Consider the following 14,935-nt stretch of genomic DNA (forward strand, 5'->3'; position numbering starts at 1 on the left):
ATGGGTCAACAAAGATCAAAGAGCCCTGCCCCGTGATCACGGGGCAGGGCTCTGACCTGCGGAGGATGAGGGATTTGAACCCTCGATGGGCGTTAAACCCAAACCGCATTAGCAGTGCGGCGCCATAGACCTGACTAGGCGAATCCTCCAGGAGCCACCGCGGCTCAGCACAGCGTACCGGCCTTCTGGCGAGGCGGCAAAGCGATAACCCCGCCGGTCTTCGCCAAGAGTTATCAACAGGCTGTGGGTAACTGTCTGTGGATGAAGCCCGCCCAGAGCTGGAGCGGGCTTCATGCCTGTGGATAACGTACCGCGGAGGCGGAGATCAAGCGGCCGGGTTGGCCTCGCCCTCGATCTCGATCTTGATCTTCTTGCCCACGAGCACGCCGCCGGTCTCGAGCGCCTGGTTCCAGGTGAGGCCGAACTCCTCGCGGTCGATCTCCGTCTTGATCGAGAAGCCCCAGACCTCCTGGCCCCACGGGTTGGTGCCGACGCCGCCGTACTCGACGGCGAGCTCGACCTCCTTGGTGACGTCGCGGATGGTGAGGTTGCCGGCGACGACGAACTCGTCACCGGAGTGGCCGACGACGCGGGTGCTCTTGAAGGTGATGTTCGGGAACTTGTCGGCGGCCAGGAAGTCGTCGCTGCGCAGGTGGCCGTCGCGGTCCGGGACGCCGGTGGAGATGCTGTCGGCCTGGATCGTGAGCTCGGCGGCGGACTCGAGCGGGTTCTCCGCGATCGTGACGGAGCCGCTGAACGTGCCGAAGTGGCCGCGGACCTTGCTGACCATCATGTGCTTGACGACGAACCCGATCGTGGTGTGGGCGGCGTCGAGGTTGTAGGTGCCGGCGGCCGGGATGGTCAGGGACTCCCAGGTGCGCGTGGTCATGGGGTTCTCCTCAGAGAGTGGTCTGTCGAGCGGATGTCTGCGGCAACAACTTTCTACATGAGGAATATTCCGCGCGTCAACTAACGTCGGATAAGGTATGAGCGTGACGAACTTCGACGACCCCCGGCTGACGGCCATCGGACTGCTGACCGAGGTTCACTCCGGATTGATGAGCCGGTTCCAGCCGGTGCTGAGCGCGGCGGGGTTGTCGGAGATCGACTTCGAGACCGTCATCCGATTGGCACGTTCCCCGCAGCAGCGGCTGCGGATGAGCGATCTCGCCGCGCAGACCCAGTTGTCCACGAGCGGGGTGACGCGCGTCGTCGACCGGCTCGAACGGGAGGGGCTGGTCAGGCGCGAGTCGTGCGCCAGCGACCGCCGGGCCTCCTACGCCGTCCTCACGGACGCGGGGCGGGAGCGGATGGAGTCGGTGCTGCCCGATCACCTGCGCGACATCGAGGAGTGCTTCACCGGGCTGCTGGGGGCCGATGAGCTGGAGGCGTTCCTCAAGAGCCTGCGCAAGATCAGGGACGTCGTGCGGCCTTGCGCCACCGCCGGCGCCACCGGCGCCACCGAAGGGACTTGCCCTCCCGAGCAGGCCCGGGTTACTGAGCGGGAAGCTCCAGCGCGGTCCTGAGCTTGGCCATCGCGCGTGACACCGTGCTCTTGACCGTCCCGACGCTGATCCCCAGCGTCTTGGCGATCTCCGGCTCGGTCATGTCCTCGTAGTACCGCAGCACGATCGCGGCCCGCATGCGTTCAGGCAGCTCCCGCAGCGCCTGTTCGAGCGCCTCGTGGACCTCCGAGGACGACGACCCGGCCGGGTCGCCGGCCACCGCCCGCTCGGGCAGCTCGTCGGACGGGTACTCCTCCAGCTTGCGCCGCCGCCACTGCGAGATGTTGATGTTCACCATGGCCCGCCGCACGTAGCCGTCCAGGGCGCCCCGGTCCTCGATGCGCTCCCAAGCCTGGTACGTCTTGGTCAGCGCGCTCTGCAACAGGTCCTCCGCGTCGAGCGGATGTCCGGTGAGCTGATGGGCCGCGCGCAGCAGTGCGGGGCCGCGCGCCGTGACGTACTCGCGGAACTCGTCTTCCCAGCTGGTGGTCTGCATCGTGGCCAGAATCGCAGCCCGATGCCCTATTCGGCCTGAACCGCAATTCAGGTTTCGGCCCGCCGACGATAAAGGTCCGTCAAGGTCGGTGGTGGTTTGTACGCCGCCGTAGGTGAAGGCACTTCCCCGGGGATGCGTATTTTGCTCTGTTCTGGGCCACTACGGTGGGAGCCGCCCTCAAGTCATGTGAATCTAGTACCCGAGCGAGGGAGGGGCGGATGGTCTATCCGAGCGTTGAGCGCCGCCGGGTGCTCGCCGCGGCCGCGCTCGGCCGGCAGAGCGGAGTTCCCGGGCCCGAGCCGGGCGACGGCGAGCCGCTGCGGGCCGTCGCCGGCGAGGTGCTGGACGTCAGCCCGCACCTGATCACCATCGAGACCCCGTCGGGCACCGAGGAACGCCTGGTCATCGCCCCCTGGGCGACCGCCTGGCACGGCGCCGAGGTGGCCCCGGCCGACCTGCCCGTGGGCTCCATGGTGCTGATGCGCGCCCTGCGCGACGGGCGGGTGGTCGAGCGCATCTGGGCCGACACGACGCGCATCACGGGAACGCTCCTGTCGATCGAGGGCCGCAAGGACCTGACGGTCGAGCTCGACTGCGGGCCGCACCGCGGCCACCGTACGGTGATCATCCCTTACCGCTCGTCGGGACGGCTGCAGGTGCGCCATCCCAAGCTGGAGCCCGGTTACCTGTTCGACGCGATCGGCGTCAGGCGTGACGGGGCGAGCCTGGCGCTGCTGCCCGCGACCTCCCAGCCGCCCTACCCGGCGCGGTCCGTGCCGCCCGCGCCGCCGGCGTACAAGCAGTCGCGCATCGGTGGCACGGTGACCTGGTCGGACACGTTCGACGAGGAAGAGCGCGGCGCCGCGTACCCGATGCTGGAACGTACCGACACCGGCTGCGCCCGCGCGGGCGTGTCGTGCGCGGGCCTGCCGTACCTGTCGGTGGGGTCGCTGCTCCAGGTCAGGAACGTGTGCACCGACCGCACCTCCAACGTGCCGGTGATCGCGTGCGGGTGCATGGCGGGGCGGTTCTGCGACCGGTGCGTCGAGTGCGACACCTCGCCGCGCGGGCGGATCGCCGAGCTGTCGCCGTCCTCCTACGTGGAGCTCGGCGGCGAGCTGGTCAAAGGATGCTTCAACGCGCAGCTCGGATTGGGGTGAGGCTCGTGCTCGGATCGCAGCTCCCGCTCCTGATGGCCATGCTCCTCCTGGGGACGGCGGCCAAGGTGCTCACCGTCGCCACGAGGAGCGAGCCGGGCGGGCTGTCGAGGCTGGGGCCCGCGGTGCTGGTGCCGGAGCGCGTCCAGGGCCCGGCGCTGCTCGTGTGCGCGGCGGGTGAGCTGGTGCTGGCCGGGGGGTTGCTGCTCACGACGCATCCGCTGTTCCGCTGGGGCACGGTCGCGTTCTTCGCGTTGTCCACGTACGTGCTGCTCGAGCTGCGCAGGCGGCGGCCCGACGCGGGATGCGGCTGCTTCGGCGAGGTCAGCTCGGCCCCGGTCGGGCTGCGCTCGATCGGCCGGACGGTGGCGCTGACCGGGATGGCGGCGGTGTCGGTGTGGTCGCCGGTGCCGGGCTGGCAGGCCGCGCTCGCGCCGTCGTGGCTGCTGGTGGCCGGGGCGGCGGTGCTGGCGGCGCTGTCGCCCGAGATCGAGGAGCTGATCGACCGCGTACGGTATCGCGCCCCCTGCGAGCAACGCCCGGCCCCGGCCGAGTCGGTCACCCTGTCGCGCCTGAAGGCGAGCGGCACGTGGCGGGCGCACGAAGGCGAGCTGGCCTCGGCCGACCCGTACGACACGTGGCGGGAGCTGTGCTGGCGTTTCTTCGCCTTCCGCAACCACGACGATGACGACGTCGTCTTCGCCGTCTACCTGAGCGGCCGGCGCCCGGCGGTGCGGATGGCCGTGGTCAGTAGGGAGGACAGCGGATCTCTGCCGGAATATACGCCCGTATCGGCATGACACTAGAAAGCCGTATACGACTCTCGACAGGCATGGCGATATAGCTCTATTGGGCTGTCTAGCTTCCCCACTAGACAGCCCAATAGAGGTCTAGGGGCGTCGCTCAGATCGGCTGAGCGCGCAGGAACTTCCCGAAGTGCGGCACTGTGAACGCGATCAGGCCACGCTCGGCGCTGTAGATGAGACCCTTCTTGATCAAGCTGTCGCGGGCGGGCGAGAGGCTGGACGGCTTGCGGCCCAGCGCGTCGGCCACCTCGGAGGTCGGCACCGGATCGTCGCCGATCTGCGCCATGGCGTGCATGTAGTCGCGCTCGGCCGGCGTGGCCCGCTCGTAGCGGCTGCCGAAGAACCCGACCGCCAGCTCCTCCTCGGCCTCCGGCGCGGAGACCTTGACGTCGTCGAGGGTGATCGGGCTGCGCGGCGCGAGATCCCAGGCCACCTTGCCGTAGGCCTGCACGAAGTAGGGGTAGCCGTCGGCCGCCTCGTAGAGCGCGTCGAGCGCCTCCTGGGTGAACTCGACCTCCTCCTCGCGCGCCGGCAGGATCAGCGCGAGGTCGGCCGCCTCCCGGTCGAGCTTGTCGATGCGCGCGTAGCGGAAGAGCCGCTCGGAATAGCTCTTGCTGGCCGAAAGGACGCTCGGCAGGTGCGGCAGCCCGGCGCCCACCACGATCAGCGGCCCGCCCGTCTGCGACAGCTCGTGGCAGGCGGCGCAGAGCGCGGAGACGTCGGCGGGCTGGACGTCCTGCATCTCGTCGATGAACAGGGCGATGCCCACCGCCAGGTCGGTGGCCACGCTCGCGGCGTCGACGAACAGCTCGGTGAGGTCGATCTCCAGGTCGCCCGAGTCGGCGCGCCCGCGGCTGGCCGGCACCTCGATCCCGGGCGACCAGTGGGAGGTGCCCTTGGCCGCGGCCGGATCGCGCATCGCGAACGCCTTGAGCACGCCGAGGAACTCCTCGATGCGCTCGGGCGCGCGGTGTCGCGGCGCCAGCTCGCGGATGGCCATGTGCAGGGCGGCGGCCACCGGCCGCCTGATCGACTGGTCGGGGCGGGCCTCGATCTTGCCCGTGCCCCACAGCCGCTGCATGGCCATGGACTTGAACGTGTTGAGCAGGACGGTCTTGCCCACTCCCCGCAGGCCGGTCACGACCATGCTGCGCTCGGGGCGGCCACGGGCCACCCGCTCCAGCACGACCTCGAACTGCTGGAGCTCACGATCACGGCCGGCGAGCTCAGGCGGGCGCTGCCCGGCGCCTGGAGCGTAGGGGTTTCGCACAGGGTCCACGCTCTCGGACTTTATTGCCGGATATAGCGGCCGTCTTAGATTTGGGAAGAAAGTGCTACGGCGTGTCCGAGCAGGGGCGGTCGCGAGCACCGTCATCGGACACACCCCCTCTCACCAGGCCGAACCTCTGTTCGATTGCGGTACCTAGAACTGTAGCGCGGACTCGAACACCCATGCGATGGTTTCGAGTAAAGATCTTTGCAACAGCCCGGAGCCCCAGCCGCGTCCAGGAGATGTGGAGTTCGAGGATTTCGTACGGGCGCGGGGCCCCGCCCTGCTCCGGTACGGCTACGTGCTCACCGGCAACGCCGACGACGCGGCCGACCTGGTCCAGGAGGCGCTGCTGAAGCTGAGCGGCTCCTGGGCCCGGGTGCGCAACAAGGACAACCCCGAGGCGTACGTCCGCACGACGATGGCCCGGCAGCACGTGAGCTGGTGGCGCCGGCGGCGCAGGGAGCACCTCACGAACGACGTACCCGAAGGCTCCTACACCGACGTGCACACGTACGGCGAGCTGTGGAGGGAGCTGGCCACGCTGCCGCGCAGGCAGCGGGTCGTGCTCGTGCTGCGGTACTACGAGGACCTGTCCGACAAGGAGATCGCCGACATGCTCGGCATCTCCCGGGGGACCGTGCGCAGCCAGGCGTTCCACGCGCTCAACGCGTTGCGCGTCAAGCCGTCCGTACGCGCGTCACTACGAGGGGAGCAGCGGGCATGAGGAGCGAGGACGAGCTGATCGGCGCGCTGCGGACGGCTGGCGAGCACGCCCCCGACGACGCCGGCGGCCTGCTGGCGGGCGTGGCGCTGCGCAGGCGGCGCAGGACCCGGCGGCGGCTGCGCGTGCTGGCGGCGGCAGCGGCCGTGGTGGTGCTGAGCGTGGGGATCAGGGGCGTCGTCCTGTCCGGCGGGGGCGAGGGCGACGCGGCCACGACCCCCACCGCGACGCCCCCCACAGAGACGTCACGGCCGCGATCGGGATCGGTCGAGCGGGTCTGGCCGCGCGCGGTCTTCACGGTGCCCACCGAGAGCGCCTCCGGCGACACCCGCCTCCCGCTCACCGGCATCAGCGCGACGCAGATCCTGCTGCTGTCCCTCCCCGCGCAGAAGAGCCCCGTGCTGGAGATGTACGACTCCGCCACCGGGGAGACGCGCGTGCTCGCCGAGCTGCCCTCGTCCCACAAGCACATGATGCCGTTCGTGGCCGCCGACGGCGCGAACATCGTCTGGTACGTCGGCGGCCGACCCTCCTCCGAGATCTGGACGATGCCGCTGGCGGGCGGCGAGCCCACGGCGGTCACCGGCCTGTCCGGCGAGCGGGCCGATCTCGAGGCGCTCTCAGTGAACGGCGGCCAGGTCATCTGGTCCGAACGGTCCGGCGACGTGTGGCGCGCCCCCCTGACCGGCGGCGGCGCCCCCGAGCGCATCCCGTTCGGCAACGGCCTGCACCTGCTGCGCTGGCCATGGGCCAGCGACGTGCCCGGCGGCCCCGACACCAGCGACCGCAGCCAGACCGAGATCGTGGACCTCACCCTCGACACGCGCGTCCCGATCACCGTGCCCGACGGGGTGAAGGGCCTGCGCTGCGGCCCGCACTGGTGCTCGGGCCGCGACGCCAAGGGCGTCTTCGTGCAGCGGATCAGCGGCGGCGAGATCCACCGCGGGCTCGACGGTTTCGGCCATCCGAAAGCGCTGTCGATGGCGCCGATACTCAACCGGTTCGTGGTGCTGAACAACGGCGTGTACGACGCCGAGACCGGAGTGACGGCCACCATCCCCGCGCGGGCGTCGTGGCTGAGCATCGGCACCTCGGCCGAGCCCAGCACCGTCGTCTACTGGGAGGGCCGCCCCGGCACCTACGAGGTGCTGAACTTGGCAGCCGTCCCGTCGGCCCAATAGCGTTCGTGGCCATGCGGACCTTCGCGAACGTACAGGAACTCAAGGCGGCCGTCGGCGAGAAGTTCGGCCCGACCGAGTGGCGCACCGTCACCCAGGAGCAGGTCAACACCTTCGCCGATGCCACCGACGACCACCAGTGGATCCACGTGGACGTGGAGCGCGCCAAGGAGGGGCCGTTCGGCGGCACGATCGCCCACGGATACCTGACGCTGTCGCTGCTGCCGTCGTTCATGTTCTCCCTGATCAAGGTGGAGGGCATCGCGATGGGCGTCAACTTCGGCCTGAACAAGGTCCGCTTCCACAAGCCCGTCCCGGTCGGCGCCCGCATCAGGGCCGTGGGCGAGCTCATCGACGTCAAGAACAGCCCCGCCGGCTACCTGTCCACGCTGAAGATGACCGTCGAGATCGAGGGCGAGAAGCGGCCCGCCTGCGTTGCCGAGACCCTGTCCCTCTACGTGGCCGCCGAATAGCCTGGCGAGGCCGTGGCAGTGCTCGGCGTGGCCGCGTGGCCGCGATCAGAGGATGATCGCGGCCAGGGCCGCCAGCGCGATGAGGCCGAGGTAGGCCAGCACGAGCCGGGTGTCCCGAAGGAAACACTTGCTCCGGGTCAGCCCGGCCCGTCGCGCTCTCCAGTAGCCCGCGAACCCGAGCGCCGCGAACCCCAGCACCGCCCAGGGGCCGAGCAGCCAGGCCAGCAGGGCGACGGTCGCGTAGACGCACAACCGCAGCGGATCGTACGGCGTCTGCGCCTTGTCCTCCGTGCTCCCTTGGCCCGTGCTCCCTTGGCCCGTGCTCATTTGGCCACCGCCGACAGCCGTTGCCCGGACAGCTCCGGCCACGCCTGCACCGCGCAGAACGGCGCGCACTGATCCCGCTCACCCGCGCGCGTGCCCACGTGCACGCAGCACTGCGTGAGCCGCTCCTCGATCATGGTCGACAGGTCCATGAACGGCTTCACCGTGATCCGCACCACCCGTTCCCCCAGCATCCTGCGCAGCTTCCTGCGCCGGCCCGGAAGCGCCGACGACGCCAGCGCGAGCAGCGTGGAGACGCCGAGGTCGCAGTTCTCGCAGATGGTCCGCCACAGGTCCCCCACCTGCGGATGCGACAGCGACGACTGCTCCGACAGCAGCCCGAGCAGCGACTCCTGGACGGCCAGGCGCAGCTCCTTCGGCAGCTCGGTGTCGGCGATGCGGTTGGAGACCAGGCCCAGGTTCGCCTTGAGCCGGTCGTGGCCGATCAGCGCGGTCAGCGAGCGCCACTGCCGGGCGTCGTCGCGGATGAGGTAGCCGACCGAGCAGCAGTGCGGGTGGGAGCAGGGCAGGGCCGTCAGGTCGCGCCAGGTCACCAGGCCGTCGGTCTGCGGGCCGAGGCGCTTGAGGACGCCGGTGTGGGTGAGGCGGTCGTTCGGGTCGATGGCGGCCGACCTGCCCGAGCCGAACTGGGGTTGCAGGGAGACGCCTCCGACGTACGGGGTGTCGAGCGCGAGGCGTACGACGTCGCCGATCTCCCCGTCGTTCACGCCGAGGGCGGCGGTCATCACCAGGGTCGTGAAGATCTCGCGCTCGGACAGCCTGGCGACGGCCTCGGCCTTGATCCTGGTCAGGTCGCCGCCCCGGTGGTGCCGGGAGGCGTCGGCCGACGTGCCGTCGTACTGGAGGTAGACCTCGACGCGCTCCCTGTGCTCGGTGAGCAGGTCGAGCAGGGAGTCATCCTTCGCCAGAAGGACGCCGTTCGTGTTGATCAGGATGCGGGTGATCGGGCGGGCCGTCAGCTCGGCCAGCAGCGTCTTCAGCTCGGGGTGGAGCGTGGGCTCGCCGCCGCTCAGCATGAGGACGTCGAGCTTGCCGTTCTCCCGCTCCAGGCGCTGGTCGACGTTGGCCAGCACGTCCGGCACCGGGACGACGCCGGCCAGGTCGGGGGAGCTGTCGGCGAAGCAGGTGGGGCAGCGCAGGTTGCAGGTCTCGGCGATGTCCTCCAGGAGGATGCACGTGTGCTGGGTCTGCAGCTCGGGCAGGCCGCGCAGGTAGGCGGAGGGGATCGGGTCGAAGTTGCCGGCCGTGTCGGGGACGTGCTGCTTCGTGGGGGCCGTCCACTCCTCCAGGTACCGCAGGATCTCCGGGTCCTCGTCGTACAACGTCCGGATGAACCCGTGCTCGCGGCAACCGCGCTCCAGCCACACGCGGCCGTCGCGTTCGGCCAGGTAACCGCTCAGGCGCTCCACCCGGTCGAGGGGGCGGTCGTGGCAGCTCGGGCAGAACGCGTTGACGTACCTGAGGATGCGGTCGCCCCGCAGGCCCATGCCTGCGCTCATGTCATGACCTTTCGTCCGAAGAGGGGTGCGTAGTAGCCGCGCCGCCAGCCGTGACCGAGCCGGACGGCGAGCAGCAGCATCCCCGGGATCAGGAACCACTGCGGCCTGGTCAGGTCGAGCCACACCGTCTCGTTCGCCCTGGTGAACTCGACGAGGAAACGGAAGACGGCGTACGCGGCGACGTACAGCGTGAACAGCTCACCCGGCCGGGTCAGCCGCTCGCGCGCCCACAGGAGCGCGGCGAACGCGGCGAGCTGGAAGATGATCTCGTAGATGAACGACGGGTGCATCGCCTGCCCCGTGAGACAACCCGGGCACTCGGGGGTCGTCGGCGGGGCATGCACCCCCCACGGCAGGTCCGTCGGCCGGCCCGGCGCCTCCGTCAGATGGCAGCCGATCCTGCCCACCGCCATCCCGAGCGCCACCGCCGGGGCGAACAGGTCGCCCGTCCGCTCCTTGTAGCCGATGATCCGCTTGGCCACCAGCACGCCCACGTACGCGCCGGTCAGGCCGCCCAGGATGCTCCTCGACCCGTACAGCCACAGGCTCTGCAGCTCCAGCGTCTCCATCCAGCCCGCCAGCCGCATCCCGATCGCGCCGCCCACCAGCGCGCCCGCCACCGCGATCAGCGACTGCTCGTTGAGCGCGCCACGCCTGCGCGCCTCCCGGACGAAGACGACGGCCGCCACCGCCACACCCAGGCCGACGAAGATCTCGTGATAGGGCATGGGCCGTCAGCCGTACAGGCTCGGGTTCAGGCCGGTGCAGATCCCCGCCGAAAGGATCGACCACAACGCCCAACCGATCATCAACCCCAGCCCCAGGCCCCTGCTCCACGGCTTCCGCACGAAACACAACCCGATCCCCGCCCCTAGCCCGGCCGCCGCCAGGATCACGGCACCCGCCGCCAGGTACGGGTTGGCGCTGCCGCTGGCGCCCATGGCGGCGAAGAACAGGAAGAAGCCGACCACGAGGTTGAGGACGCTGTAGATCGCCAGACCGGCGAACAGCATGCCGATGAGCATGCCCGTGGAGCCGCTGCTCGGGGGTGGGGGCGGCGGCGCATACCCACCACTTCCCTGCCCGTACCCCGGCCCCCCACCGTAGGGCGGCGGCCCACCGTACGGCTGCACACCATGCCCTTGCCCCTCGTACTGGGGCTGCCCGCCGTACTGCGGCTGCCCCTGCCCGGGACCCGTCCCGTACGGCGGCTGCCCCAGAACCCCTCCATACGGCTGCTGCCCCGGATCCGGAACGCCCCCATACGGCGCCTGCCCTTGCCCCTGGCCACTGCCTTGCTGCGGCTGCCCCGCTCCAGCGCCGGGCTGCCCCTGAGACGGCACACCACCGTAAGGCTCCTGGCCCTGCCCCTGCCCGTGCGTTTGACCCTGCCCGTGCGCTTGACCCTGCGCCCAGCCGTGAGATGACGGCCCGCCTTGAGCGGGCTGCCCCGAAGGCGGCTCCCACGGGAGTTCCTGCCCCCGAGACACCCCCTCTCGGGCGGGGCTCCCAGGCCCCGCATCCGGCGGCAGGAACGACGGCTGCCCACCGTGCCCATGCCCCGGTTGCCCCTGACCCGGCTCGCTCTGACCCCGCTCGCCGTGACCCGGCTGGCCCTGACCTCGCTCGCCCCGGCCTTCGGAATCCGCCACCCCGCCTTCACCGCCGTCCAGCCCCGGAGGCGGCATGAACACCGGCTCCGACCTCCCGTCCGGAGGAGCAGCCGACGGCGAAGTCTCCGATCCCTCATCCGGCGCCGCCCCGGCCCCTGATGCGTCGTCAGGCTCTTCGGGCGGCGAAGGTGGTGGCGTTGTACTCATTGGCTTGGTCTACCCCTCTAGTCATGATCAGACTAGGCACCCGAGATTGCCGTCGGATCAACACCTCACCACATCACCGCCCGCACCCTCTACCCGCCCTCCACATCACCGCCCGCACCCTCTACCCGCCCTCCGCATCACCGCCCGCACTCCCTCCCGCCCTCCGCATCACCGCCGGTCCCTCTCAAACATCACCACCGGCACCCTCGAACATCACCGCCACCCGCGCCCTTCACAGCCCCTCCGAGTAGTAGATCGCCGCCTGCACCCGGCTCTTCAACCCCAGCTTGTTCAGCACCCGGCTGACATGCGTCTTGGTCGTCGCCTCCGCCATGTCCAGCTCCTTGGCGATCTCAGCGTTGGACAACCCCCGCCCGATACAGGCCAGCACCTCCCTCTCCCGGGGAGTCAGCTCCGCCGGCCCACCCGGCTCGGCCCCCACCTCCCGCCGCGCGACAGGCGCCTGCTCGGCAAAGGCCGCGATCAGCCTCCGCGTGACCCCGGGCGAGATGAGCCCGTCCCCCCGAGCCACCACCCGGACCGCCTCGATCAACGCCTCAGCCTCGGTGTTCTTCAGCAGGAACCCGGCCGCCCCGGCCCGCAACGCCCCGAACACGTACTCGTCGACATCGAACGTCGTCAGGATCAGCACGTCACAGACACCCGCCAGCTCCCGGGTGGCGGAAATCCCATCGAGCCGGGGCATCCGCACGTCCATCAGCACGACATCGGGCCGCAGTTCCCGGGCCATGGCGACGGCCTGCTCCCCGTCTCCCGCCTCGCCCACGACCTCGATGTCGTCCGTCCCGCCCAGGATCAGCACGATCCCGGCCCGGACCGCCGCGTGATCGTCCGCCACCAGCACCCTGACCGTCACCAGCCACCACCTTCATCCACTCCACCGCACGCCGACAGCCGGAGAAAGACCAGCCCCGCTAAACCTCCACAGCCGTGGGGAGGACGGCCGAAACCCGCCACCGCCCTTCATCCCGGACTTCCCCCGCGTCGAACAGCCCTCCGACCAGCGAGGCCCGCTCCCGCATCCCGATGAGCCCCGCCCCGGCACCCGGCAGCCCCGCCTCCCGCCGCCCCTCGCCCAGGCCGTTCTCCACGCTCACGCGCACCTGCTCGCCCTCGTACACGACGGCCACCGACACAGGCGGCTCCCCGTGCTTGAGCGCGTTGGTGAGCGACTCCTGCAAGATCCGGTATCCGGCGAGATCGACGGCCGCAGGCAACTCCCGGGCCTCCCCCTCGACCCGCAGCTCCACCGCCATCCCGGCCTCCAGCACCCGCTCGACCAGGGTCTCCGCATCGGCCAGCCGAGGCCGGGTGGGCTCACCCTCGTCCCCCTCCTGCCGCAGCAGCCCGATCATGGCCCGCATCTCGGCCATCCCCTGGACGCTGTTTTCCCGTACGGACTCCATCACCCGCCGCACGGTCTCCCGGTCGAGATCCTTGCGTGAGAGCGCGGCAGTGGACTGGATCGCGATGGCACTGAAGTGGTTGGCGATCATGTCGTGCAGCTCGCGCGCCATCCGCGTGCGCTCGGCGGCGACCGCCGCCTGCCGGTCCAGCTCGCTGAGCCGGGCCACCTGCTCGGCCCGCACCCTCTCGGCCACCGCCCGGTCTCGCTGCTCCCGCAGCACCACCGCCGTGGTGACCGGTGTGACGAGCACCAGCCCGGCCTGCACCCCCATGACGGCCAGCACCCGCCAGTCCGCCATCACGAACCCCGCCACGGCCCCGGCCACCACGGCCAGCACCCCGGTGACGCCGAGCAGCACCCGCGCGAACCGGGCCGGCCCGTAGAGCGCGGCGGCGTACAGATTGTCGGTGAACACCAGCACCGTCCCCAGGGACGGCCCCACGAACCCGTCGATCACAACTCCGACCACCCCCAGCCCCAGAGAGGCCAGGGGAGCCCGCTGCCGCACCAGAACCCCCGCACAGGTGAACGCCAGCGGCACGCACAACACCCACGCCGGCACCCCGCGATGCACGTAGGACCCGCCCGCGATCAGCACCACCCCCACCGCGAAGGCGAGCCCGGCCCCCAGCACCACCTGTTTCATGCCCTCATCCCACCACCTCCCGCCCGCCGCTCCCTCCTACGAAGGTCCTCCTGTGGATACACCCTTCGATGTAGTCGCAGACAACGACTTGTCCACAGCCTCGGCGACCGGAAACCCCACCATGAGGAGTTCCATCCACACCGGTAGTGCATAACTCTCCACCCGCTCACCGACAGGGGTTCCCCCAACCGCACACTCATTGCGACGATGTGCTCACGATTCGTGGGACCCGGGCCCGGACAGCAGCCGGCCAAAGGGATCCCTTCCAGCTACCGCAAGGGGTAGGGGTACGTGAACATAGAAGCGGAGATTCGCACGCTGAAGCTCCGCGTGGACGCCCTCGAAGCAACCGCGCGCACCGGCAGGGTCACTTCCGGCCGCCGCAAGAGGGCACGACGCCGCCGCATGACCATCCCGGCGCAAAACTGCACCCCACTGGAGGACACACAACTCGACACCCCGGCACCGCCGGCCGACCTCACCACCATCACAGAGCTCCGGGCCGAGCTGTCCCAAGACGTCTCCGCCCTGAACGACGAGATCGGCGGCTTCCGCAGACAGTCGAACGACCACTTCTCGAAGCTCCGCGGCCAGATCCAGGACCAGCACCACTCCGTCCACCGCAGACTGAGCGACCTGGCGCAGGTCATCGAACGCCTGGCCAAGAAACTCGACGCCTAGCCCACGTTGGGCCCTAACCCCAGGTCAAAACCTCGATCGCCCCTCCACAACCACCCGGCACACACCCCAACCCCGGACCAGCGACCCCATGATTGCCGTTTCTGGTTCGAGGTACTCCTCAGAACCCGCTATGCTTGCTTACGCAGCGAGCGGCCGTAGCTCAATGGATAGAGCATCTGACTACGGATCAGAAGGTTAGGGGTTCGAGTCCTCTCGGCCGCGCACAGCAGAAAGGCCCGCTACCAGGGGTTCCTGGGAGCGGGCCTTTGTGTTCGTCCGGGGAATGCGCACCTGTCTCAGGCCGGGATCTGCTTCTCGTACCAGGTGTAGTACAGATAGGTGCTGCCGGGCCCGGTCAACGTGCCGTACACCTGCCAGAAGCTGTTGGGGCCGACCGAGTAGCGGAAGACCTTGTCCCCAGGCTGGTCGTCCACGAACACCGTCTGTTTCTGGTCCTTCCAGATCCGTATCTCGATGGTGAAGGTCGAGGTGTCGGGGATGTCGAGGCAGATCTCGAACGTGTACGCCGACGGGCCGCCGATGTTGTAGCTGCGACCGTCCACCGCGGGCCGTTGGACGTTGGTGGGGACGTAGCTGTTGACCACCCGGGTGTATCCGCCTGCGGCGCAGTCGATCGCGGAGGTGGCTGCGGACGCGGGGCTGGTGCCGGTGAGCGTGGCGCCGAGGACGCCGGTGGCGACGAGAGCGGAAATGATGCGCTTCATACCTCTCCTCATCGTGCAAGGGGGCTCTTCACTAAGTAGTTGAAGGCTGAACTGATTCTGGCTGGGGCCGACATGTCCGAACAAGCCCGAGCAAAGATCTGTGCACCCTTGGGTAAAGCGGGGGGAGGTTCCGTCTGTCTTCGGCGAACTTTGCCGACGCGCGCCCAGTGTGATCGGGGCC

The 14,935-nt window shown here is 69.7% G+C and carries 17 protein-coding genes and 2 tRNA genes; 8 read left to right on the plus strand and 11 right to left on the minus strand.

Going from position 1 to position 14,935, the window contains the following annotated elements; genetic code table 11:
* Positions 1 to 59: 59 nt before the first annotated feature.
* Positions 60 to 149, minus strand: a tRNA-Ser gene (locus HCN51_RS31730).
* A gap of 176 nt (positions 150 to 325) precedes the next feature.
* Entirely contained in the window at positions 326 to 889 is a 564-nt protein-coding gene (locus HCN51_RS31735; RefSeq protein ID WP_080043865.1) for a YceI family protein, read from the minus strand.
* A gap of 97 nt (positions 890 to 986) precedes the next feature.
* Here HCN51_RS31735 and HCN51_RS31740 point away from each other — a divergent pair, with 97 nt between their 5' ends.
* Positions 987 to 1,526, plus strand: coding sequence for a MarR family winged helix-turn-helix transcriptional regulator (locus HCN51_RS31740; RefSeq protein ID WP_168014492.1), 540 nt, complete (start codon positions 987 to 989; stop codon positions 1,524 to 1,526).
* Here HCN51_RS31740 and HCN51_RS31745 read toward each other — a convergent pair.
* A complete protein-coding gene (locus HCN51_RS31745) occupies positions 1,495 to 2,001 on the minus strand; it encodes a SigE family RNA polymerase sigma factor (protein WP_168014494.1) in 507 nt (168 codons plus the stop codon). The genes HCN51_RS31740 and HCN51_RS31745 overlap by 32 nt on opposite strands.
* A gap of 218 nt (positions 2,002 to 2,219) precedes the next feature.
* Here HCN51_RS31745 and HCN51_RS31750 point away from each other — a divergent pair, with 218 nt between their 5' ends.
* Both HCN51_RS31750 and HCN51_RS31755 read left to right on the plus strand, forming a co-directional pair.
* Complete coding sequence (locus HCN51_RS31750; RefSeq protein ID WP_168014496.1) at positions 2,220 to 3,161, plus strand: hypothetical protein; 942 nt, start codon at positions 2,220 to 2,222, stop codon at positions 3,159 to 3,161.
* 5 nt (positions 3,162 to 3,166) lie between these two features.
* On the plus strand, positions 3,167 to 3,958 hold the full coding sequence (locus HCN51_RS31755) for a MauE/DoxX family redox-associated membrane protein (protein ID WP_346433863.1): 792 nt from the start codon (positions 3,167 to 3,169) through the stop codon (positions 3,956 to 3,958).
* Positions 3,959 to 4,061: 103 nt separating this feature from the next.
* Here HCN51_RS31755 and HCN51_RS31760 read toward each other — a convergent pair whose 3' ends face one another.
* Positions 4,062 to 5,243, minus strand: a complete 1,182-nt coding sequence (locus tag HCN51_RS31760) for an ATP-binding protein (RefSeq protein WP_080043869.1) — start codon at positions 5,241 to 5,243, stop codon at positions 4,062 to 4,064.
* A 235-nt stretch (positions 5,244 to 5,478) separates the two neighbouring features.
* On the opposite strand from HCN51_RS31760, the gene HCN51_RS31765 reads away from it, so the two are divergent.
* From HCN51_RS31765 to HCN51_RS31775, 3 genes are read left to right on the plus strand one after another with little or no spacing between them, the layout of a single operon-like run.
* Positions 5,479 to 5,961: a SigE family RNA polymerase sigma factor gene (locus HCN51_RS31765; protein ID WP_230465681.1), complete on the plus strand. Its 483-nt coding sequence runs from the start codon at positions 5,479 to 5,481 to the stop codon at positions 5,959 to 5,961.
* Entirely contained in the window at positions 5,958 to 7,139 is a 1,182-nt protein-coding gene (locus HCN51_RS31770; RefSeq protein WP_168014500.1) for a TolB family protein, read from the plus strand. Before HCN51_RS31765 ends, HCN51_RS31770 begins: the two co-directional genes overlap by 4 nt.
* A gap of 11 nt (positions 7,140 to 7,150) precedes the next feature.
* Positions 7,151 to 7,609 carry a MaoC family dehydratase gene (locus tag HCN51_RS31775; RefSeq protein WP_080047354.1) on the plus strand — a complete coding sequence of 153 codons (459 nt, stop codon included), beginning with the start codon at positions 7,151 to 7,153 and terminating at the stop codon, positions 7,607 to 7,609.
* 45 nt (positions 7,610 to 7,654) lie between these two features.
* On the opposite strand, the gene HCN51_RS31780 is transcribed toward HCN51_RS31775, so the two are convergent.
* The 6 genes from HCN51_RS31780 to HCN51_RS31805 all read right to left on the minus strand — a co-directional run bounded on the left by HCN51_RS31780 (position 7,655) and on the right by HCN51_RS31805 (position 13,348).
* Positions 7,655 to 7,936, minus strand: a complete 282-nt coding sequence (locus tag HCN51_RS31780; RefSeq protein ID WP_168014502.1) for a hypothetical protein — start codon at positions 7,934 to 7,936, stop codon at positions 7,655 to 7,657.
* A complete protein-coding gene (locus tag HCN51_RS31785) occupies positions 7,933 to 9,453 on the minus strand; it encodes a radical SAM protein (RefSeq protein ID WP_168014511.1) in 1,521 nt (506 codons plus the stop codon). Before HCN51_RS31785 ends, HCN51_RS31780 begins: the two co-directional genes overlap by 4 nt.
* Positions 9,450 to 10,181, minus strand: a complete 732-nt coding sequence (locus HCN51_RS31790) for a prolipoprotein diacylglyceryl transferase (protein WP_168014513.1) — start codon at positions 10,179 to 10,181, stop codon at positions 9,450 to 9,452. The genes HCN51_RS31785 and HCN51_RS31790 overlap by 4 nt, the downstream gene beginning before the upstream one ends.
* Before the next feature lie 6 nt (positions 10,182 to 10,187).
* Positions 10,188 to 10,466 carry a hypothetical protein gene (locus HCN51_RS31795; protein WP_168014515.1) on the minus strand — a complete coding sequence of 93 codons (279 nt, stop codon included), beginning with the start codon at positions 10,464 to 10,466 and terminating at the stop codon, positions 10,188 to 10,190.
* A 1,039-nt stretch (positions 10,467 to 11,505) separates the two neighbouring features.
* Entirely contained in the window at positions 11,506 to 12,150 is a 645-nt protein-coding gene (locus tag HCN51_RS31800; protein ID WP_168014517.1) for a response regulator, read from the minus strand.
* 58 nt (positions 12,151 to 12,208) lie between these two features.
* Complete coding sequence (locus HCN51_RS31805) at positions 12,209 to 13,348, minus strand: sensor histidine kinase (RefSeq protein ID WP_206068130.1); 1,140 nt, start codon at positions 13,346 to 13,348, stop codon at positions 12,209 to 12,211.
* 291 nt (positions 13,349 to 13,639) lie between these two features.
* Between HCN51_RS31805 and HCN51_RS31810 the strand changes: the two genes are divergently transcribed.
* Together HCN51_RS31810 and HCN51_RS31815 are read left to right on the plus strand one after the other, a co-directional pair.
* Positions 13,640 to 14,029, plus strand: a complete 390-nt coding sequence (locus HCN51_RS31810; protein ID WP_168014519.1) for a hypothetical protein — start codon at positions 13,640 to 13,642, stop codon at positions 14,027 to 14,029.
* Positions 14,030 to 14,178: 149 nt separating this feature from the next.
* Positions 14,179 to 14,251 (plus strand) — tRNA-Arg (locus HCN51_RS31815).
* Between the two features lie 74 nt (positions 14,252 to 14,325).
* On the opposite strand, the gene HCN51_RS31820 is transcribed toward HCN51_RS31815, so the two are convergent.
* Positions 14,326 to 14,754 (minus strand): hypothetical protein, encoded by a 429-nt coding sequence (locus HCN51_RS31820; RefSeq protein ID WP_168014521.1) that lies wholly within the window; start codon positions 14,752 to 14,754, stop codon positions 14,326 to 14,328.
* Between the last annotated feature and the right edge of the window lie 181 nt (positions 14,755 to 14,935).

The sequence above is a fragment of the Nonomuraea composti genome (assembly GCF_012034275.1).
Taxonomy (GTDB): domain Bacteria; phylum Actinomycetota; class Actinomycetes; order Streptosporangiales; family Streptosporangiaceae; genus Nonomuraea; species Nonomuraea composti.

Bases quoted from the DNA above. Each gene is read 5' to 3' on its own strand.
- HCN51_RS31735 (WP_080043865.1), bottom strand. From the start codon at position 889: ATGACCACGCGCACCTGGGAGTCCCTGACCATCCCGGCCGCCGGCACC.
- HCN51_RS31740 (WP_168014492.1), top strand. From the start codon at position 987: ATGAGCGTGACGAACTTCGACGACCCCCGGCTGACGGCCATCGGACTG.
- HCN51_RS31745 (WP_168014494.1), bottom strand. From the start codon at position 2,001: ATGCAGACCACCAGCTGGGAAGACGAGTTCCGCGAGTACGTCACGGCG.
- HCN51_RS31750 (WP_168014496.1), top strand. From the start codon at position 2,220: ATGGTCTATCCGAGCGTTGAGCGCCGCCGGGTGCTCGCCGCGGCCGCG.
- HCN51_RS31770 (WP_168014500.1), top strand. From the start codon at position 5,958: ATGAGGAGCGAGGACGAGCTGATCGGCGCGCTGCGGACGGCTGGCGAG.
- HCN51_RS31775 (WP_080047354.1), top strand. From the start codon at position 7,151: ATGCGGACCTTCGCGAACGTACAGGAACTCAAGGCGGCCGTCGGCGAG.
- HCN51_RS31780 (WP_168014502.1), bottom strand. From the start codon at position 7,936: ATGAGCACGGGCCAAGGGAGCACGGGCCAAGGGAGCACGGAGGACAAG.
- HCN51_RS31785 (WP_168014511.1), bottom strand. From the start codon at position 9,453: ATGAGCGCAGGCATGGGCCTGCGGGGCGACCGCATCCTCAGGTACGTC.
- HCN51_RS31790 (WP_168014513.1), bottom strand. From the start codon at position 10,181: ATGCCCTATCACGAGATCTTCGTCGGCCTGGGTGTGGCGGTGGCGGCC.
- HCN51_RS31795 (WP_168014515.1), bottom strand. From the start codon at position 10,466: ATGCTGTTCGCCGGTCTGGCGATCTACAGCGTCCTCAACCTCGTGGTC.
- HCN51_RS31805 (WP_206068130.1), bottom strand. From the start codon at position 13,348: ATGAAACAGGTGGTGCTGGGGGCCGGGCTCGCCTTCGCGGTGGGGGTG.
- HCN51_RS31820 (WP_168014521.1), bottom strand. From the start codon at position 14,754: ATGAAGCGCATCATTTCCGCTCTCGTCGCCACCGGCGTCCTCGGCGCC.